The sequence below is a fragment of the Nocardioides cremeus genome (genome assembly GCF_030518195.1).
Taxonomy (GTDB): domain Bacteria; phylum Actinomycetota; class Actinomycetes; order Propionibacteriales; family Nocardioidaceae; genus Nocardioides; species Nocardioides cremeus.
In genome coordinates, this window is the sequence record NZ_JAULSC010000011.1 from 22,382 (window position 1) to 40,728 (window position 18,347).

Genomic DNA, 18,347 nt, shown 5'->3' on the forward strand with positions numbered 1-18,347 from the left:
GCTCACCCTTCCGATTCACGATGTGACCGCGATTACACAGAGAGGGCGGGGCGTATGTCTCGTCAAAGATGCCCAACGCGTAACTAGTTCTTGTATCTTTGCACAATCATGGCGGTTCTTAAGCCGTCGACTCGACCACAGGAGCCAGATGCCGACACGTCCACTGCCGTGGGTCGAGGAATGGGTGACACTCTTTGTCCTCGAAGAGTCGAGCGCCAGCCAGGTTGAGGCTTGGGTGGAGCGCACCGCCTACACGATCCTGGAGGAGATCCCGGAACTGGCTTCCCGACCCGGCCTGCCCGAGGGGATCGAAGCAGCGATCCGCGAACACTGGACCGGCTTCCTCGACCAACTGACGCAGCCGCAAACGGCCTTCGTCCTGGTTCCTACCGCCGTACACATCGCGCGCGAATCGGCACAGACGTCGCTCCCGCTCGAGACCCTCAATCGCGTATACCGCATCGCACAGCAGAGCACGTGGGGCTATGTCACAGATCTGATCGCCGAGATCGACGATGCCCGATCCGAGCGGACAGAACTGCTGATTTTCCTGTGGGAGCGAGCGTCCGACTGGATCGATCGCTCCATCAACGAGACCAGTCGGATCTACCACGAGGCGCGCCGTCGCATTGAGATCGGGCGGAACGCGCGCTGGATGGAAACGGTGTCACGGGTGCTGGACGGAGAGGCGCTGGACATCCGACGACTCTCTGCCGAGCTGGAGGGATATCCCATGACGGGGTACCACACTGCCTTCATCCTGGCAGCCGGCGAGGAGCAGGATGCTGTCGAGTCGCTCGAGGAATCGTGCCGACATCTGGCGGCGGAGGCGGGGCTGCGGCCGCCGCTGGTAGTGCGTCCGGGCGGCCGTCAGGCCTGGATGTGGACTTCGACCAGTCGACAGCTGACCCCCGACGCGGAGCTGACGCTGTCCAACAGCCCTGTTGGCGATCTGCGTGTCCTTGTAGGGCCGAGTAGACCTGGGCTGGCTGGTTTCGCGTCCTCTCATCGACTGGCTCGGAGGACACTGGACATCGTGCATCCCGACAAGCGGGGCGTCTTCCTCCACGCTCATCACGAAGCCCTCGTGCTCCTCGGATGCAACGAGGAGGTGGACGACTTCATGCGGCGCACACTAGGCAACTTGGCCGGCCATGCGGTCCATGAGGTCAGCCTCCGGAAGACCGTCGCGAGGTATCTGGCTCTGGGCGGCAGCATCGATCGGACGGCAGCTGAACTCTCAGTGCACCGCAACACCATTCGCTACCGGCTCCAGAAGGCGACCACCCTCCTCGGCCGCGATCTGGGGCCGACGAGCAGCGAGGTGGCCCTCGCCTTGCGCCACTTGGAACTGAGCCACAATGGGCAGTTGGCGCCGTGACCGGGATTATCGTCACGGCCAACCGAGTCATGGCCCTCCGGGGTGCCTGCGCTCATGGGCTTCACTCACGCGGCCTCCAGGACAGCAGCGATGAGTAGACCCGGGGCAGACCGTGGTCGTGGCTGCTTGGTGTTGACGGCAGTGCTAGCGCCCTGATCTGTCGCCGAGACCCTTGCTGCGTGAGTGGGGACGGCCGCCCGCGCATTCACGTTCGCGTAGATCTCGCCGCCAAGGGGGTGCAGTTCAGATATCCACGACCGTGAGGGCGCCGGCCGCGTGCTGGGCACGGAGCACCTTCTTGTCGAACTTACCAACCGAGGTCTTGGGGACCTCGGGCACGAAGCACCACCGCTCGGGCAGCCACCACTTGGCCACCTTGCCGTCCAGGAAGTCCCTCAGCTGCGAGGGGGTCACGTCGGTGCCCTCCCGCGTCACGATCACCGCGAGAGGGCGCTCCTGCCACTTCTCGTCCGGCACACCGATGACTGTTGCCTCCAGCACGGCGGGGTGACCGGCGAGCAGCAGCTCGAGCTCCACCGACGAGATCCACTCCCCGCCTGACTTGATGACGTCCTTGGTGCGGTCGGTCAGGGTGATGAAGCTGCGATCGTCCATGCGACCGACGTCCCCGGTCCGCAGCCACCCGTTGTCGAACTTGTCCGTCTCCTCACCGCCGACGTACGCCCCGGTGATCCACGGACCGCGCACCTGGATCTCCCCGACCGACTCACCGTCGTGCGGTACCTCGTTGCCCTCGTCGTCCACCAGCCGCAGCTCGACGCCCGCGACGGGCCTGCCCTGGGAGGCGCGCAGCGTCCAGTGCTCCTCTTCGCTCACCGACGCCGGAGGCCGGGCGATGGCAGCCAGCGGCGAGGTCTCGGTCATCCCCCATGCCTGCACGATCTGCACGCCGTACTTCTCCTGGAAGATCTGCATCAGGTGCAGCGGCACAGCCGACCCCCCGCACGCCACCAGCCCCAGCGAAGAGATGTCAGACCCGGGGTTGGCCTCGAGGTAGTGGAGCACGTCGTTCCAGATCGTCGGCACCGCGCCGGCGATCGTGGGGCGCTCGCTGGCGATGAGGCGGACCAACGGCTCCGCCTGGAGGAACCTGTCAGGCATGACCAGATCCGCTCCAGCGATCAGCGCTGCGTAGACCAGACCCCAGGCGTTGGCGTGGAACATCGGGACGATTGCCAGGATCGCGTCGTCACCGGTAACACTCAGCCCGTCGGCGGCACATGCCGCCATCGAGTGCAGGTACGTCGAGCGGTGGCTGTAGGCAACGCCCTTGGGGTTGCCCGTCGTGCCAGAGGTGTAGCACATGGCCGCGGCCGAGAACTCGTCGAGCTCCGGCCAGTCGAACGTCTCCGGCCGGCCGGCGATGAACTCCTCGTAGGCCACCACGTTGAGGCCCTCACGCTGCAGTGGCGCCAGGTCGACGGCGCCCGTCACCACGACCGTGCGCACTCCGGCGAGGTGCGGCAGGACCGCCCCCAGAAGGGGAGCCAGCGTGCCGTCGACGATGACCACCCGGTCGTCGGCATGGTTGGCGATGTAGATCAGCTGCTCAGGGGTCAAGCGGGGATTGAGAGTGTGCAGGACCGCGCCCATCGAGGGCACTGCACAGTACGCCTCGACGTGCTCCTGGTTGTTCCACATCAGGGTCGCCACCCGCTCGTCGCCCGTGACGCCGCAGTCGCGCAGGGCGTGAGCCAGCTGCGCCGAGCGGCGAGCGACGTCCGCGAAGGTGCCGACCTTGACCGAGCCGTCCGGCTGCATCGTCCGGACACGGGCCGTGGGGTGCACGCGCGAACCGTGCCGCAGGATAGCGGCGGTGGTGAGGGGGACGTTCATCATGGTGCTCTGCATGGGGGTTCCTTGGGTATCGAAGCTGTTCGGGGGCAGGGACGCGGCCGGTCGGCCAGCGCGTCGGGTGGACCCGGAAGACGGGGGACAGGGGTCCTCAGGATGCGGCCGCGGCAGATTCGAGCTGGGCTCGGTCGACCCCGAGGCCCTGGCTGATCAGCTGCTTGGCCTTCAGGAAGTCCCGCGGTCGGTTCACGCAGTCCGCGGCCAGTAGCCGTCCCTGCTGGAGGTAGTAGCAGGTGAAGTCGCGATCTCGAGAGGGGTCGCCGCTCAGCACAAGCTCGTCGTAGCCGAGATTCAACCCCGCGATCTGCAGCTTGAGGTCGTACTGGTCGGACCAGAACCAAGGCAGCGCTGCGATCGGCCTCTCCTTGCCGCACAGTGTCGCGGCGGCCGTCTTCGCCTGCTCCCCGGCGCTGGGCACGGACTCCAACCTCACGAGGCGGTCGTAGCGAGCCATCCGGTGACTGGCACAGTCGCCGGCGGCGACAATGCGGGGGTCGCTGGTGCGAGCCAGGTCGTCGATCACGATCCCGTTCTCGACGTACAGGCCAGCCTCGGCTGCCAGCTCGGTGTTGGGAACCAAGCCCACCCCGACGACGACGAGATCGGCCGGGATCCGCTCACCACCCCGCAGGACCACCTCACGCACGCGTTGGTCGCCGGCCATGGCGCTGACCTGGGCGCCCGTCCGGATCACGACGCCGGCGTCGCGGTGGACCCGCTCGTAGAACGCCGAGACCTCGGGTGCTGTGACCCGCTCGAGCACGCGCTCGGCGGCCTCCAGGACTGTCACGTCCAGGCCGAGAGCGCGCAGGGACGCGGCTGTCTCCAAGCCGACGTACCCGCCGCCCACGATGACGGCGTGGCTGCCGGAAGCCGCCAAGGCCCGGATCGACTCGACGTCTGCGAAGGTCCGAAGGTAGAACACCCCGGGCAGGTCGATACCGGACACGTCCAGGGTGCGCACCCGGCCACCCGTGCACAGGGCGAGATGGGTGTAGCCCATCGTGGTGCCGTCGTTCAGCCCCACCTGCTGCGCGGCACGATCGACCTGCGTGACCGTCGACTGCACCAGGCGGATGTCGTGCTTGGCGTAGAACTCCGCCTTGCGCAGAGCGAGGTCTTGCAGGCTGCTCGTGCCGGCGAGGTAGGCCTTGGAGAGGGGAGGACGGTGGTAGGGCAGCGCTGGCTCGTCGCCGACCACGACGACCTCTCCTGACCAGCCCTGCTGCCGCAGGCCGGCGGCCACCTGGACACCGGCGTGGCTGGCGCCAACGACCAGCGCCCTCCCCTCGGTCACGCCTGGGTCTTCGGCGTCAGGGTGACCATCAGCCTGCTGATGCCGCGCACGAAGTTGGACTGGACGTACTCAGGCTCTTCGACGACCTCGATCTTCTCGAAGCGCGGCAGCAGCTCCTCCCAGAGGATCTTGAGCTGCATCTCCGCCAGCCGGTTGCCCATGCAGCGGTGGACTCCGAAGCCGAAGGAGATGTGGTTGCGTGCGTTGCTGCGGTCGATGATCAGGTCGTCGGGCCGGTCGAAGACTCGCTCGTCACGGTTGCCCGAGGCGTACCACATGACCACCTTGTCGCCCTTGCGGATGAACTGTCCGTTGAGCACCGTGTCCTTCTTGGCGACCCGCCGCATGTAGGCCAGAGGTGTCTGCCACCGGATGATCTCCGAGACCGCATTGGGGATGAGGTCCGGGTTGGCCTTGAGCTTCTCGAACTGGTCCGGGAACCGGTTCATGGCGAGGATCCCACCGCTCATGGAGTTCCGCGTCGTGTCGTTGCCACCCACGATGAGCAGGACGAGGTTGCCCAGGAACTCCATGGGACGATCGATGAGGTCCTTGGTGTCCTCGTTGCGCTGCAGCATCGTGATCAGGTCGAAGCCAGGCTCTTCTCCCCCCGCCAGCCGCGCCTCCTTGTCGCGCCACAGAGCACTCAGCCCCTGCGCTGCGTCGACGAATCCGCGGAACACCTCGTCGTTGTCCGAGGGGCCGCCGTTGGCCTGCTCCATGGAGCTGGCCAGGTCCGACCACTCGACGAGCTTGCGGCGCTGCTCGTAGGGGAAGTCCAGCAGTGTCGCCAACATCCGCGCAGTCAGCTCGATGGAGACGCGGTCGACCCAGTTGAAGGGCTCACCGATCGGGAGGTCGTCCAGCACCTCTTGGACCCGCGAGCGGATCAGGCTCTCCATCTCGCGCAGGTTCTTCGGAGCCACGACGCCCTGGACGGCGGCGCGCTGCCGGTCGTGCTTGGGCGGGTCCATGGCGATGAACATGGCGACATCCATGAACCGCGGCGGCTCGCCGATGATGATGAACGGCTCAGCCGAGAACGTCTCATGGTCCTTGTCGACCGCGATGATGTCAGCGTGGCGGGTGACCGACCAGAAGGGACCGAACGGGCTGTTGGCCTGGAAGTGGACGGGAGCCTCGTTGCGCACCCGCTCGAAGTACGACTGCCACTTGCCCTGCCGATATAGGAACGGGTTGCTCAGGTCGATGTCGACCAGGGCAACCTCCTCCACGGGGGGGATCGGCTTCTCGACGAAGATCTTCTGCCCGTTGGTACGGGTCACGAAGCGACGCGCCCGGTCGTACAGGTGCGCCCCGCGGATCTGCATGCTCATGGGGACGATGGACTGAGCTCGCTCGGTCATGGCGTCGGTCACGGTGGTCAGGGTCGTCATGGTGCGATGTTCCTCTCGACAGTCACAGCTGGAACTCGGGGAGCCGGACGACGAGGCCGCCTAGGCTGTCGCTCAACCGCATCTGGCACGACAACCGGGAATTCGGCTCGCGCTCGGGGTTCATGGCGAGCATCTCTTCCTCCACGGGACCCGAACGGCCGACCTGGTCGATCCATCCGTCCTCGACGACCACGTGGCACGTACCGCAGGCGGCTTCGCCGCCACAGTCCCCGTCGATTCCAGGAACCATGTTGTCGACGGCGACCTGCATCAGCGAGACACCCTCTTCCAGCGGTGTCTCGTACTTCTCCCCGTCGTGGGAGATGAAGGTGACAACGGACATGAAGAAACTCCTTGGTAGACCGGCCCTCAATCCTGTGTCTCCCCGTCAGGCTGTGGCTATGGTCACCTACGTCAATATATTGTGATTTCGGCTCAGGAGGTGCAGTGAGAGTTCCCGAACCCGGCGTGCCTCCGCTGGCGTTCGTCCAGCTCCTCATCAGCGACGCGCTGGAGCCCAGCGCCGTGGCGCACTTCCGTCGGATCATCGAACTCCAGGGCACTTCGGAGGTCGAGCTAGTACAGCGCGACCGGCAAGTGCCCATCCGATGGTTCCGCGAGGTCTACCCGGACCTCGACCCCGACGGTGCTACCTACCTCGGGCTCGCTTTCGCCGAGAAGGCCCAGCTGACCTCGTTCGGCCCGCTGAGCCTGCCCTTGGTCAGCGCTGGCTCGGTGGACGAGATCTTCCAGTTGCTGGGGTATCTGCCCGTGATCTCCGGCGCTCTTCGCCCTCACTTCCACCCGGGCGAGCACGGCTTGACAGTGGGGCTGAGCGGTCAGACCGGCGATCCCGATCTCGACAGCCTGGTCATCACCTACGGTGGTGCGGCGCTGCTTCGACTACTCGACCTGCTGGCCGGCCCGCTACCAGGGGTGACGTTGCATCTGGCATGGCCTGCCCCCGGAGTTGTGGAGACTCGCACTGACCTGATGAGCGAACGGTTGGACTTCGACGCGCACACGTCCTTCATCGACGTGCCGGCCGAGGCCCTTCGTGTCCGCTGCCGGTTCCCGGACCCGGTCGCCTACGGCTTGGCCATCGCCGAGCTGCGCCGCATGCTCGACCGCAGTACCAGTGCCACCAGCGTCACGGAGCGGGTGCGACGACTGCTCGAGCAGGACCCAGGACGGTCGAGCAGCCGGGACATCGCCGCACTCCTCGGCGTCTCCACCAGCACCATGAAGAGACGGCTCGAGGACGAGGGCACGACATTCCGTCAGGTCCGACAGTCCCTGCTGCGCGAGCGAGCCATCGTCCTCCTTCTCGACCACTCCCTGACGATCAGTCAGATCGCGGTCGATCTCGGCTATGGCGATCCTGCGAACTTCTCCCACGCCTTCAAGCGCTGGACCGGGCAGTCGCCGAGCGAGTTCCGCGACGTGGGGCGCCTCGGACCAGGGGGGTCGGCCGTCCTGAGCGGGAGCGGCCGCCCTTAGCTCGGCGCACTCGGCTACCAGTCTACGACCGGAGCGGGCTACCCGCGAAGCGGCGAGAGGCGAGGCGCATCACGTGGTGACCAGTCGAACGGGGAGTCGGGTGGGCCCGCGCAACGAGCTGTTGGTCGACCATGTCGGGTCACCGGACAGCTCGATCCTCGAGACGCGACCGAGGAGCTCGGTGAGCACGACATGGGCCTCCATCCGAGCGAGCGGTGCTCCGACGCACAGGTGTGCGCCGTGCCCGAACCCGACGTGCATCCTGGGGTTGCGGTCAGCCCGATAGGTGTCGGGCTCCTCGAACGCCTCGGGGTCCCGATTCGCAGCACCGAAGGACAGCAACACCCTGGACCCTCGCGGGATGGTGACACCGGCGATGTCGTAGTCAGCGCGCGTGTAGCGGTACAGATTCTGGATGGGGCTGGAGAACCGCAGGTGTTCCTCGATCGCCATCGGGACCAGACCAGGATCCTGTCGAATGCGGTCGTACTCCTCCGGATTGCGAGCAAACGTCTCGAACATCCCGCCCAGCAGGTTCGTCGTGGTCTCGTTACCAGCCACGAGGAGCAGCATCGCGATCATGAACAGGTCGTTGCCGGTGAGAGCACCGTTCTCACTGTGGTTCATGAGTCGACCGAGAGCCGAGTCAGACTCCCGAATCCTCCCAGCGTCGAACTGCTCGGTGAAGTACCGCCGCAGGGACGCCAGGCCTGTCGCGGCATCTCGTGCGTGCCGGATGCCCAGCGGCGTCGCATTCGCGTCCATGATGCGCACCGTCGTCTCCGACCATCGGCGGAAGTCGTCGAAGTCGCCATCGGAGACACCCATGATGTGAGCGATCAGGCTCATCGGTAGCGGAGTGGCCAGTGTCGTCATCACGTCCGACCCGGGAGCACGCACGAGTTCGTCGACCATCTCGGAGGCCAGCTTCTCCGCCATCGCGCGCCAGGAGGCCATCGCACCTGTGGTGAACATGGGCTGTATCTGCTTGCGTAGCCGGGCGTGCTCCTCGCCGTCAGTGAGGACGACGAGCGGCGCCTGGATCCGTAACCGGGTAACCCCCTGACTGCTGGTCACCTTGTCGGTGGCTCTCAGTGTGGCGCGGACGTCGTCGAGGCGCGAGAGGACCCACATGGCCCGACGCGGATTGTAGTGCACCCGCCCCGTCTCATGAAGGCGTCGATACGCCGCGTGCGGCTGGGCCGCCGTCCGTGGATCCAAGGGGTCGTAGGCGGTATTGACCGCCCCCACCCAGCCGCGACGGCCGCGGATCACGGTGCGCGCGGCACCCTCGAAGTTCAGCCATGCTGCAGTCCCGACCACCTTGAACAGGTCAGGGGCACCGGCTGTGCGTGTGCGGGTTGTCATCACGATCCTCCGTCTCAGGAGCAATCCTCAACCGCGGAGACGTGCACCCACAAGGCCTCTTGAATGACTGAGACGCCTGGCGGGGACGAGTCATCGGGAGGCCGTCTCAGACCAAGCGCGCCGCCCCTTGAGGCCACCAGGCCGCCCGGAACCGGGCTCTTCGCTAGCCTTACAATCGTCTCACCGTGAGACCAAATCGCTCAAGAACGTCAGGGTACAAAATGCCAGATTCCGACGCATGGCTCATTCCTGGCAGTCGAAGGGAAGCCGCCCTGGAACGCATCTACGCAGCCGGCAGCGACGTCCTGCGCGAGCGCGGTCCCAAGAAGTTCAGCTTGGAAGAGGTCGCCCGCAGAGCAGGGTGCTCACGCGCGACCGTCTACCGGTTCGTTGGCAACAAGCGCAGCCTTGTGGACACACTGGTAGGCCTAGCCGCAACTACCGTGGTCGAACAGGTGCGAACGCAGACTCGCGGGATGCAGGGCAAACAACTGGTCATCGAGTCGATCCTTGCCGGAGTCCAAGCGATTCGCAGCGACCGCACCCTGGCTGAGTTCGTCAAGTCACCCCCGGCTTTCGACGACACCTACTTCACCCACTCCGAAATGCTGAACCGTCTCGCTGCGTCTCTGATGGACCTCGGCGAAGAACACGATCTCGGCGCCGAATGGCTCACTCGAGTCGTACTCAGCATGATCACTTGGCCCGTGGACGACCCCACCACCGAGCGAGAACTGATCGAACGCTACGTAGGTGCCGCCTTCTGATGGCGGACACCCTGTTCGAGCTAGATTCGCGCCTCGGGGTACAACCATCGATGACGACGCCGACCCGGCGCCGCCCGAGAAGAAACCGCCCTCCGTTACAAGCGTGGTACAAATAGCCAAGATCTCCTAGAGTTTGCGCAGGTCAGCATGGGTCAGTCAGTCACTACTACGACATCTGAGATGTCTTAGAACACGGGAACGGCCCCTGACCTGCGGAAACGCGGGATCGGGGGCCGTTTTCGCACGCCAGAGATGATCAGCGGGGTCGCCCCACTGATCGCTGGCGAGGAACCGCCCGTCGCCGAGCTGGATCGCTTCGGCGAGCAAGTGCGTCATCTCCTTCGGGATTGGATGGGCGTACGACTGGTGTCGGACTTGAGGGGTACATCGAGCCACTGGACCGACGGCGATAGGACGCCCGTCGCGAAGTCGACATCCGCGACCCGCAGGGCCGCCGCCTCGGCGAACCGAAGCCCGGCGTGGGCGCCGAGCAGAACCGCTGGGCGGACGCCCTCGGGAACGGCGTCATGGAGCGCCCACACCTGTTGGGTTGTCGCGACGTACGGACGCTGCTTGCCCATCCCGGCAGACGTACGCCGCGAGCATGGGTTTCCCGCGAAGAGTCCGTCGTGGCTCTCCGCGTCTGGCAGGAGCGGATCGCCGAGCACGTCGGACATCACGACGAGCAGACCGGCTACTTGGCGAAGTACCTCGACGAGCTCCAGCGCACCGGAGTGAACGCCGAGAGGATCCTCGAGCTCACCGTCACCCGTGAACCGCTGCCAGTCGACCACCCCACCGCCGCGCTCGCCTATCGGGTAAGGGACCTCGCCACCCCCGGAAGAAGGCGCGCCAGCCAGGCCCCCTCGATGGACAAGCTCTCCCGCCCCAGCCAGCAACCGTCCGGCTTCAGGGCTGGGGCTGTAGATCGGCGGAAGCCTCAGCGCGGCAGATACGATGAAGACATGTCCAAGACCGCAGCGCCTGCCCGAAAGCCGCTGAGCGGCCCCACGGGCCGGCGTGTAGCCGCCTGTCGTGCTGAGTTGCTCGAGGTGCTGCGCCGTCACGGCGTCACGAACCCTGAGATCTTCGGCAGCGCCGCACGTGGCGACGATCGCGAGGGCAGCGACGTCGACCTGCTTGTCGACTTTCCTCCGGGAACCAGCATCATCGACATCATCGGCATCCAGCACGAGCTGGAGGATCTCCTTGGCGTGCCGGTCGACCTGGTCCCCCGCAGCGGGCTGAAGGAGCGCGTGCGCTCCCGGGCAGCGAAGGACCTGCTTCCATTGTGAGCCGGTCCGACGCCGACGCCCTCGACGACATCGCGGCAGCAATCACTTCGATCCGCTCACACCTGAAGCACGGACCGATCAGCGTGGAGATCGTGATGGACGCCGTGGCCATGCGGCTCCTCGAGATCGGTGAAGCGGTGAAAGTGCTCAGCACCGAGACAACCGATACCGAGCCGGAGATCAGGTGGCGGGAGATCGCCGGCATGCGGGACTTCCTTGCCCATCACTACTTCGCAACCAACCCCGAGATCGTCCAAGCCGTGATCGACCAAGACCTGCAGCCCCTCACCGAGGCTGTCGAGCGCATGCAGTCGCTGCTACCACCTCACGACGGAGACATCTGAGCTCGGTCCTGCCGAGGCAACCTCTCGGCAGGGTCAGATCGCGAACCCACTCTGGCGGCCCACCTCCTCCAACGCGTCACAGAACTGCGTTTGCGCAGGTCAGACCGTATTTTCCGAGATTCTCAACTCCGACCGACACCGGCTCGGGTGTTCGAGCTGTACCACGACATCTAGTCACTGGTGCACGTAGAGCTCGAACTCTCCGTTCGAGAACGAGGGCCCCGGCAGAGCCGGGGCCCGCGTAGTTTCTCCGAGCTCGGCGCCCGCGGAGGCCAGGTCCGGATCGGCGGCCTCTCCCGTCGGTCGCACGCCCAAGCTCCCGCTCATGCCGATGGTCGTGCGCGCGGGTCAACGGTGAGCCAGCAACCATTCGTCGCCCAGCCTCGGTTGCTGGCGCACCGGTGGCCCGGCCGGACGTCGCCTAGCGGTGCGCTGGCAACCGACCCTGCAGCCAGGACGGTTGCTGATGCACCGCTCGGTTCCGGCACCCCTCTGTGTCAAGAGGGGCGCCGGTTCCGGACGTTCCGGGCTCAGCCGATGCGTGCCCCGGTGGGGTCCACGCTCTCGCGGTCGATGTCACCGCCGGTGCCGGCGAGCGCGGAGACTCGACGTGGCGGCACGAGCGCGACGATGCCGACTGCGAACGCTAGTAGGAAGAACCGCGAGGGCAGGGGCAGCATCGCCACCACGGAGCCGACGCCGATCAGCCACCCGACGCCACGGGACACCAGCCGCAGGCGCCGGAGGGCGGCCATGAGCACCAGTCCACAGATTCCCATGACGAGTCCGCTGAAGATGAACGTCGGCGGGATGGCCGTCGGCGGGTTCTCGATGAGCTCTGGAGCGCGGTCGGCCAAGGTCGGCACGACCAGAGCCATGGTGGAGGCGGCGCCGACGGTCATCGTCGTCGCGAACGCCAGGAAGAGCAGGGCAGCGCGCCCGGCGTATGTCAGGCCACCGGCATGGCGGACCGCCACGCCCAGCAGACCGATGACCAGCAGGCCCGACGCGACGAACCCGGCCCAGCCCGCCGCGATCGCGAGCCCGGACCCGGCGAACCCGTCCATCCCGAGCCCGACCTCTCCCCCAAGCACCGCCACGAGCGAGGCCAGTCCGAGCACGCCACCGGTGAGCGAGGCCCGACCGGCTCCCCGCACGAAGGTCTCCGTCGACTCCATCGTTGTGCTCCTTCCCGAGCCGGCACCGTGCCGACGCGACTGCTCGAGCGTGACGCTCGGAGCCGTGGTTGCGCATCGGACGACGGCCCCGAGCCGCGGTACGGCGGTACCACCAGCCAGGCACCACGGAACGACTCCGCAGCGCCGTCCGGGCATCTAGGCTCGCGGAATGAGGTGGGCGGCGGGGGCAGAGTGCCGGACGCTGACGACGTGGGCGCCGGTCGTCGCCGTCGCCGTGCTGTCTCAGGCGGGGATCGGGCTGGAGTCGGACTGGTCCGGCTCGGACGCCTCCCTGGCCCTCACCAGTGCACTCCTGGCCGGCCCCCTGCTCCTGCGGGCCGCGCGTCCGGTCCTCACAGCGGCTCTGATCGGGGCGGCCCTGGTCGTGCAGGTCCAGCTGGGCGGAAGCCTCCACTTCGCCTCCTTCATCGCAGTTCTCGTGGCGTCGTTCGCGACGGGTCGCCATGCCGGGGGACAGCGCATGACCGCGGGTGTGCTTCTGCTGCTGGTGGGTGTGGTCCTCGCGGTGCGAGATTCCCTGCCCGAATCGGTCGAGGAGCTGGTGTTCCCACTTTTCTACGTCTCGGCCGCCGCGGCGCTCGGCTCGGTGGTCCGGCGGCAGGCGCGGCAGGCCGCGGAGCTGCACGGGCTCAACGAGGCCCTGGTCCGGGAACGTGACGCAATCGACCGCCTTGTGGTGGCCACCGAGCGCCTGCGGCTGGCCCGTGAGCTGCATGACGTGGTCGCCCACACCCTGACGGTGGCGGTCGTCCAGGCGGAGGCCTGCGAGGCCGCCCTCGACGCCGATCTGGAACGGGCCCGGGAGGCCGCACGTCAGGTCCAAGCGGCAGGCCGACGTGGTCTGGCCGATCTGAGGAGCCTCGTCCGGGTACTCCGTGACACCGACGCGACCACCGACGAGCCGGGTCTGGATGACCTCGACACCCTGGCAGGCGTGATGGCGAGCGCGGGCCTGGAGGTCACGGTGGAACGGGCGGGCACGTTTCGCGGCCTCTCACCGGAACTCGAGCGCGAGCTCTACCGCATAGTGCAGGAGGGACTGACGAACGTGGTCAAGCACAGTAGCGCTGCCTGGGTGCGCATCCTGGTCAGGGCCCACGACTCACGCGTCCAGCTGGAGATCGTGGACCCCGGCCCGGCCGTCGAGTCACCGGTGCCCTCGGGCGGCCATGGGCTGGCCGGCATGGCAGAGCGGCTCGCACCCTTCGGCGGTCAGGTGACGGCGGGCCCCACGTCGGACGGGTACCGCGTCCACGTGTCGGTACCGGTGCACCAGGAGGCGCCGGCGTGATCTCCTTGCTCATCGCCGACGACCAGGAGCTGATCCGCGACGGCCTTGCGTCGATCTTGCGCAGCCAGGCCGGGATCAACGTGGTCGGCACCGCTGCGGACGGCGCCGAAGCGGTACGCACCGCGCGGGAGCTCCGCCCCGACGTCACGCTGATGGACCTCCGGATGCCTGGCACCGACGGGATCGAGGCCACGCGTCAGCTGCTGCGGAGCGACACGCCACCGACCCGTGTCGTGGTGCTCACCACGTTCGACGAGGACGACCTGATCATGACCGCACTGCAGGCAGGTGCCAGCGGCTTCCTGCTCAAGGACCTGCCCCGGCAGCGTCTGGTTGAGGCCCTGCACGCCGTCCATGCCGGCGACCTCCAGCTGGCACCGTCGATCACCCAGCGCCTCGTCGAGCGCCACCTCCGACGACATGCCTCGCCCGAGCGTTCGGCGAAGCTCGAGCGACTCAGCGAGCGCGAGACTGAGGTGCTTCGCAAGGTCGCGCAGGGCGCCACGAACGCGGAGATCGCGGGAAGCCTCCACCTCAGCGAATCCACGGTGAAGACGCACGTCAGCCGCCTGCTCTCCAAGCTTGGCGTCCGGGACCGGGTGCAGCTCGTGATCGCGGCGTACGAAGGCGGGCTGGTGCCCTGATCAGTCGTGGAGAACCAATCGGAAAGGGGAACAGCCGCTGAAGTGCAGCAGTCCCGAACGGTCAGTCCTGCGGCAGGCTCTGCAGCGCCACGCTCAGCAGCACTGCGGCGTCCTCGAGCGCCTCGAGATCGTGTCGTGCGGGGGGGATGACCAGGTGGTCGCCGGCCCGGCCGTCCCAGGTCTCGTCACCAGCGTGGAGCCTGACGCTGCCGTGCAACACCTGCAGCGTCGCCTCGCCGGGGCTCTCGTGCTCGCCGAGCCGGCGCCCGGCGGCCAGGGCGATGAGCGTCTGACGGAGCGCATGGCCGCGTCCGCCATGGACGGTGCAGGCACTGCGTCCGGCGCTGTCGCCGTTCGCCTTGGCCAGGTGCTCGACCACCAGGGTGGTCAGGGAGGTGCTGTTCACAGGATCGTCCTTCGTCTCGTGGTGGAGTCCGCCGCGCGGGCGGCGACGTCGGTGTCCGAGCAGAAACCGGTCCCCGAACGCTTCAGGCAGAGCAGGCCGAGGAGGGTGCGGTCCGCGTCCACGACGGCGAGGCGGCGCGAGGAGGCTCGCACGAGGAGGCCGAGGACCACCCCGGCCGACGCGTCGGGGGGCACCGTCCGCCCGGACAGCACCGACCACGCCAGGGCGGGTTCGTCAGCGGGCACATCGACCAGGTCGGCGCCGGTCAGCGTCCCCAGGAGCGTGGCGCCCTGGGTCAGGAGCACCATGTGGACGTGGTCGCCGGCCAGGACCGCGCGGGCGTCGTCGACCGAGGCGCAGGCCGGGAGGGTCTTGGGCTCGGTGAGCATCACCCCGCGGACGACGCCCGACGTCTGAGCCCCCGGTGTCCCAGGGGCGGCGTCGAGCACTGCCCGATCCACGGACTCCGGAAGCCTCATCGCCCGACCTGGTCCCATCCGCGACGCGGGGCTGCGTTGCCCAGCGGCCGGTCGTCGCGCGAGCGGTAGACGATGTAGGGACGGGTGAGGTAGCCCAGCGGCGCCGAGAACACATGCACCAACCGCGTGAAGGGCCACAGTGCGAACAGCCCGAACGCGACGAGGGCGTGGAGCTTGAAGCCGATCGGCGCCTGGGCCATCAGGTCGGCGTCGGGCTGGAGAGCGAGGAAGGAGCGGTACCAGACCGAGACGCCCTCCCGGTAGTTGTACTCCCCACCGAGGCTGAAGACGGAACCGGCGATCGTGTTCCACATCCCGAGCACGATGGCCGCGCCGAGGAAGGCGTACATCACCTTGTCCATCGGCGTGGTGGCCGAGAAGACGGGTCCCACCGTGCGGCGGCGGTAGATCAGGATCGTCATGCCGACCAGGGTCATCACGCCCGCCACGAGCCCGCCACCGACCGCGGCGTAGTGGTAGAGGTGGTCGTCGATGCCGACCGCCGCCGTCCACGACCGTGGGACGAGCAGCCCGATGACGTGGCCGCCGATGACGCCGAGCATGCCGAAGTGGAACAGGGGTGAACCGAGCCGGAGCAGGCGGTCCTCGTAGAGCTGGGAGGAGCGGGTGGTCCAGCCGAACTTGTCGTAGCGGTAGCGCCACGCGTGCCCGACGACGAACACGGCCAGGCACAGGTAGGGGACGATCACCCAGAGGAGGACGTTCACCGAGGGGCTCCTACGGGGATGGTGGCAGAGGAGATGAGGGCGGGCCCGGAGGCGAGGGCGGGGTCGGCGGCGTAGCCGGCGAGGCCGACCTCCTCGGCCGGGGGTCCCTGCTCGACGAGGCGACGTACGGCGTCGGCCTCGGTGCCCTCGAGGGCGGGCAGGGTCCCGCAGAGGGCCAGCAGCGCAGCGGCCCAGGGCGAGCCGGTGGTCCCGTCGTCGTTGCGCCAGCCGGTGAGCGCGAGCCGCAGCATCTCCACGCCCGCACGGTGCTCGATGAGCAGGCGCCAGGCGGCGTCGGCATCGACCGTCGCCCCGAGCTGCAGGACGGCGCACAGGTGGTCGGGCAGCTCGCCGTGCTCCTCGGACCACTCCACGCCGGCAGCGCGGTACGCCTCCTTGAAGCCCACCAGTGCGGCTCCTCGTCGCCGCGTGTCACCGAGAGCGAAGTAGGTCAGGTAGAGGGCGCACTTGCGGGTGTGGTCGAACGTGGCGACGTAGTCCTGCTGCAGGACGGCGAGCGGAGTGCGTCGTAGATGATCCAGGAGTGCCAGCAGGTGCGGGTCGTCGGGCACCAGCCTCTCGAGATCGTCGAGCGCGTCCGCGAGCGCGGGTGTCGGGTAGTCCAGCACCCGCGAGCACACCGCCCACACCCGACGGGCCCGCTCGTCGGGACGGGCTCCAGCACGGCGTCGGAACATCACGCCCCTCCCCTGTCTCGCTGCGGGGGGAACAGCCCCTCCGGCGCCCCCTTGCCGTCCCAGTTGAGCAAGTTCACGCGAGTGGCCTTGTCGTCGGGCGCGGCGAGCGTGTCGGAGGTCTGCCGGTCCTGGAGCATCCGGAAGTTCTCCACCGCCACGGGCGTGGGGTAGCCGGCGCCCTCGCCCAGCAACGCCTGGTCGTAGTAGGAACCAGCAGCGTCGAAGTCGACCGCGCAGTCGGTGGCGAGCTCCTCCAGCGCGTGCGCCTGCTCGGCGTGGGCCGATGGGATGACGTAGCGCTCGGCGTACTTGGCGATGGCCAGGAGCCGGAACATCTCGTACATCTGCTCCCCCGTCATCCCGACCGCGGCGGGGATGGACTCGTCGGGGTCGCGACCGAGGTTGATGTCACGCATGTAGGACCGCATCGCAGCGAGCTTCTTGAGCACACCGTCGACCGGCTCGACGTCACCGGCCGTGAACAGGTTGGCCAGGTACTCCACGGGGATGCGCAGCGCGTCGATCGCGGCGAAGAGGTTGCCGCGGTCCTCCGCATCGTGGCCGGTCTCCTGGACGACGTCGACCACCGGCGAGAGGGGTGGGATGTACCAGACCATGGGCATGGTGCGGTACTCCGGGTGCAACGGCAGCGCAACCTGGTAGTCGGTGATCAGCCGCAGCACCGGCGACCGCTTCGCGGCCTCGAGCCAATCCGGTTCGATACCGGCTGCCAAGGCTGCTCGCTCGACCTCGGGGTCACGCGGATCGAGGAAGACGTTGCGCTGCGCCTCGTAGAGGCCGTGCTCGTCCTCGGTGCTCGCGGCCTCGAGCACCCGGTCGGCGTCGTAGAGCATGAGGCCGATGTAGCGCAGCCGGCCCACGCACGTCTCCGAGCAGACGGTCGGGATCCCCACCTCCACGCGCGGGTAGCAGAACGTGCACTTCTCGGCCTTGCCGGTCTTGTGGTTGAAGTAGACCTTCTTGTAGGGGCAGCCCGACACGCACATCCGCCAGCCGCGGCAGCGGTCCTGGTCGACCAGGACGATGCCGTCCTCGGAGCGCTTGTAGATCGCGCCGCTGGGGCACGAGGCCGCGCACGAGGGGTTGAGGCAGTGCTCGCAGATGCGCGGCAGGTAGAACATGAAGGTCTGCTCGAACTCGAGCTTCACCTTGTCCTCGATGCCCTTGAGCATGACGTCACGCGCGGCGTGCTCATGCGAGCCGCCCAAGTCGTCGTCCCAGTTCGCCGACCACTCGACGTTCATGTCCTTGCCGGAGATCAGGCTCTTGGGCCGGGCGACCGGGAAGGTGTCGGTCTGGGGCGAGTTCGTCAGCGTCTCGTAGTCGTAGGTCCAGGGCTCGTAGTAGTCCTCGATGGAGGGCAGCTTGGGGTTGGAGAAGATCGTCAGCAGCTTCTTCCACCGCCCCCCGGCGCGCAGCGCGAGGCGGCCGTTCGGCTTGCGGACCCAGCCGCCCTGCCACTCCTCCTGGTCCTCGTAGGTCCGGGGATAGCCGAGGCCGGGCCGGGTCTCGACATTGTTGAACCACACGTACTCCGTGCCCGTGCGGTTGGTCCAGGCCTGCTTGCAGGTCACCGAGCAGGTGTGGCACCCGATGCACTTGTCGAGGTTCATCACCATGGCCATCTGAGCCATCACGCGCATGTCTGTCGTCTCCC

The 18,347-nt window shown here is 67.5% G+C and carries 18 protein-coding genes and 1 pseudogene; 7 read left to right on the plus strand and 12 right to left on the minus strand.

Features of this window, described 5'->3' with window-relative positions:
• Positions 1–148 precede the first annotated feature (148 nt).
• The gene (locus QWJ41_RS12145) at positions 149–1,381 is read left to right on the plus strand and encodes a PucR family transcriptional regulator (protein ID WP_302708528.1); all 1,233 of its coding nucleotides are present in this window, start codon (positions 149–151) and stop codon (positions 1,379–1,381) included.
• Between the two features lie 243 nt (positions 1,382–1,624).
• On the opposite strand, the gene QWJ41_RS12150 is transcribed toward QWJ41_RS12145, so the two are convergent.
• From QWJ41_RS12150 to QWJ41_RS12165, 4 genes and pseudogenes are all read right to left on the minus strand, one after another.
• Complete coding sequence (locus tag QWJ41_RS12150; RefSeq protein WP_301035381.1) at positions 1,625–3,253, minus strand: fatty acid--CoA ligase; 1,629 nt, start codon at positions 3,251–3,253, stop codon at positions 1,625–1,627.
• Between the two features lie 94 nt (positions 3,254–3,347).
• Entirely contained in the window at positions 3,348–4,502 is a 1,155-nt protein-coding gene (locus QWJ41_RS12155; protein WP_439117324.1) for an NAD(P)/FAD-dependent oxidoreductase, read from the minus strand.
• A 62-nt stretch (positions 4,503–4,564) separates the two neighbouring features.
• Positions 4,565–5,950: pseudogene (locus QWJ41_RS12160) on the minus strand (cytochrome P450); the annotation flags it as partial.
• A 22-nt stretch (positions 5,951–5,972) separates the two neighbouring features.
• The gene (locus QWJ41_RS12165) at positions 5,973–6,293 is read right to left on the minus strand and encodes a 2Fe-2S iron-sulfur cluster-binding protein (protein WP_301035382.1); all 321 of its coding nucleotides are present in this window, start codon (positions 6,291–6,293) and stop codon (positions 5,973–5,975) included.
• Positions 6,294–6,397: 104 nt separating this feature from the next.
• On the opposite strand from QWJ41_RS12165, the gene QWJ41_RS12170 reads away from it, so the two are divergent.
• A complete protein-coding gene (locus QWJ41_RS12170) occupies positions 6,398–7,450 on the plus strand; it encodes a helix-turn-helix domain-containing protein (RefSeq protein WP_302708529.1) in 1,053 nt (350 codons plus the stop codon).
• A gap of 69 nt (positions 7,451–7,519) precedes the next feature.
• Here the strand turns inward: QWJ41_RS12170 and QWJ41_RS12175 are convergent, their stop codons facing one another.
• Complete coding sequence (locus tag QWJ41_RS12175) at positions 7,520–8,818, minus strand: cytochrome P450 (RefSeq protein WP_301034331.1); 1,299 nt, start codon at positions 8,816–8,818, stop codon at positions 7,520–7,522.
• 221 nt (positions 8,819–9,039) lie between these two features.
• Here QWJ41_RS12175 and QWJ41_RS12180 point away from each other — a divergent pair, with 221 nt between their 5' ends.
• The 3 genes from QWJ41_RS12180 to QWJ41_RS12190 all read left to right on the plus strand — a co-directional run bounded on the left by QWJ41_RS12180 (position 9,040) and on the right by QWJ41_RS12190 (position 11,224).
• The gene (locus QWJ41_RS12180; protein ID WP_302708530.1) at positions 9,040–9,585 is read left to right on the plus strand and encodes a TetR/AcrR family transcriptional regulator; all 546 of its coding nucleotides are present in this window, start codon (positions 9,040–9,042) and stop codon (positions 9,583–9,585) included.
• Positions 9,586–10,214: 629 nt separating this feature from the next.
• Entirely contained in the window at positions 10,215–10,880 is a 666-nt protein-coding gene (locus QWJ41_RS12185; RefSeq protein WP_302708531.1) for a nucleotidyltransferase family protein, read from the plus strand.
• A complete protein-coding gene (locus QWJ41_RS12190; protein ID WP_302708532.1) occupies positions 10,877–11,224 on the plus strand; it encodes a HepT-like ribonuclease domain-containing protein in 348 nt (115 codons plus the stop codon). The genes QWJ41_RS12185 and QWJ41_RS12190 overlap by 4 nt, the downstream gene beginning before the upstream one ends.
• A gap of 174 nt (positions 11,225–11,398) precedes the next feature.
• On the opposite strand, the gene QWJ41_RS12195 is transcribed toward QWJ41_RS12190, so the two are convergent.
• Positions 11,399–11,551 carry a hypothetical protein gene (locus QWJ41_RS12195; RefSeq protein ID WP_302708533.1) on the minus strand — a complete coding sequence of 51 codons (153 nt, stop codon included), beginning with the start codon at positions 11,549–11,551 and terminating at the stop codon, positions 11,399–11,401.
• 203 nt (positions 11,552–11,754) lie between these two features.
• Positions 11,755–12,402 carry a hypothetical protein gene (locus QWJ41_RS12200; protein WP_302708534.1) on the minus strand — a complete coding sequence of 216 codons (648 nt, stop codon included), beginning with the start codon at positions 12,400–12,402 and terminating at the stop codon, positions 11,755–11,757.
• Positions 12,403–12,571: 169 nt separating this feature from the next.
• On the opposite strand from QWJ41_RS12200, the gene QWJ41_RS12205 reads away from it, so the two are divergent.
• Positions 12,572–13,714 carry a sensor histidine kinase gene (locus QWJ41_RS12205; protein WP_302708535.1) on the plus strand — a complete coding sequence of 381 codons (1,143 nt, stop codon included), beginning with the start codon at positions 12,572–12,574 and terminating at the stop codon, positions 13,712–13,714.
• A complete protein-coding gene (locus tag QWJ41_RS12210) occupies positions 13,711–14,358 on the plus strand; it encodes a response regulator (protein ID WP_302708536.1) in 648 nt (215 codons plus the stop codon). The genes QWJ41_RS12205 and QWJ41_RS12210 overlap by 4 nt, the downstream gene beginning before the upstream one ends.
• 61 nt (positions 14,359–14,419) lie before the next feature.
• Here the strand turns inward: QWJ41_RS12210 and QWJ41_RS12215 are convergent, their stop codons facing one another.
• Genes QWJ41_RS12215 through narH form a run of 5 tightly spaced genes read right to left on the minus strand, consistent with a single transcriptional unit; the run spans position 14,420 to position 18,333 of the window.
• Entirely contained in the window at positions 14,420–14,764 is a 345-nt protein-coding gene (locus tag QWJ41_RS12215) for a cupin domain-containing protein (RefSeq protein ID WP_302708537.1), read from the minus strand.
• Positions 14,761–15,225 carry a CBS domain-containing protein gene (locus QWJ41_RS12220; RefSeq protein WP_302708538.1) on the minus strand — a complete coding sequence of 155 codons (465 nt, stop codon included), beginning with the start codon at positions 15,223–15,225 and terminating at the stop codon, positions 14,761–14,763. The genes QWJ41_RS12215 and QWJ41_RS12220 overlap by 4 nt, the downstream gene beginning before the upstream one ends.
• Before the next feature lie 14 nt (positions 15,226–15,239).
• Positions 15,240–15,971 (minus strand): respiratory nitrate reductase subunit gamma, encoded by a 732-nt coding sequence (narI, locus tag QWJ41_RS12225; protein ID WP_302708540.1) that lies wholly within the window; start codon positions 15,969–15,971, stop codon positions 15,240–15,242.
• Entirely contained in the window at positions 15,968–16,669 is a 702-nt protein-coding gene (gene narJ, locus QWJ41_RS12230) for a nitrate reductase molybdenum cofactor assembly chaperone (protein WP_302708654.1), read from the minus strand. The genes narI and narJ overlap by 4 nt, the downstream gene beginning before the upstream one ends.
• Positions 16,669–18,333, minus strand: a complete 1,665-nt coding sequence (gene narH, locus QWJ41_RS12235) for a nitrate reductase subunit beta (RefSeq protein WP_336623291.1) — start codon at positions 18,331–18,333, stop codon at positions 16,669–16,671. The genes narJ and narH overlap by 1 nt, the downstream gene beginning before the upstream one ends.
• Positions 18,334–18,347 lie beyond the last annotated feature (14 nt).